General features: G+C 58.9%; 1 pseudogene. It reads right to left on the bottom strand.

Features of this window, described 5'->3' with window-relative positions:
• Positions 1 to 471, bottom strand: a pseudogene (locus SxD43FB_RS23810) (hypothetical protein); the annotation flags it as partial.
• Positions 472 to 733: the final 262 nt, after the last annotated feature.

The following is a 733-nucleotide window of genomic DNA, read 5'->3' as shown; positions in this document are numbered from 1 at the left end:
ATCGACTGCGACGTGGATATTCATTCCATGTCGATGTTCAATCACGGCAGTGTGGACCTCTATCGCCAGATGGCCCTCATGGCTGGTCCCGATCGCGGTTTGGGGGGGTGCGTCATATCCTATAGGTGGAAACGACGTCGATCTGACGTACCGAACGGGCGCAGTTGCGCGAATGACCGGACTGCGCGGATCTGACCAGTCGATCGTGTCGGCAATCCAACGGGGCACGAAATCCCAATCGAACGACAACGGATATTCGCCTTCTATTGTACGCCATGCGGACTCCACCGCATCGACCCAGCCTACCACGATCAGACGCAGCGCCGCCGTGCCGAGCGTATCGACGCATTTGCGCAAGGCGAGCGCCAGACTGCTTGCATCGGGAGTGGTCTCTGGCCGATCGCGCAATTCAAGGACGGCTTCCCAAAGACAAGCAGCGGTTTCGAGATGGGATAATGTGTAGCGGGTCATGGAGATGGCTCCAGGGGAAGGTGGCACGAGCCCACGGTTCGGACAGCGGCTGGATCGGCACACCCGTCCCAGGATTCCGGTTCGGAAGTTCTGTCATCGAGATTGATCTCAGAGCATGATCAGGCCGTGCGGACGGTGGCGGTTCGGCTGAGGTCAGGAATGCGCGCATCGTCATAGACGCTGTTTACCGACATCTGCAGCGCCTGTTGCTCCGCAGCAAACCAGGTGGATGCAGGAACGGTGTAAGTCTCGGTGGCATAGT

Origin of the sequence: Sphingobium sp. D43FB (genome assembly GCF_002312805.1) — a bacterium.
In the GTDB taxonomy this organism is placed as follows: domain Bacteria; phylum Pseudomonadota; class Alphaproteobacteria; order Sphingomonadales; family Sphingomonadaceae; genus Sphingobium.
Note: the sequence above shows the minus strand (reverse complement) of the source record. Positions and strands in the feature narration are given on the sequence as shown.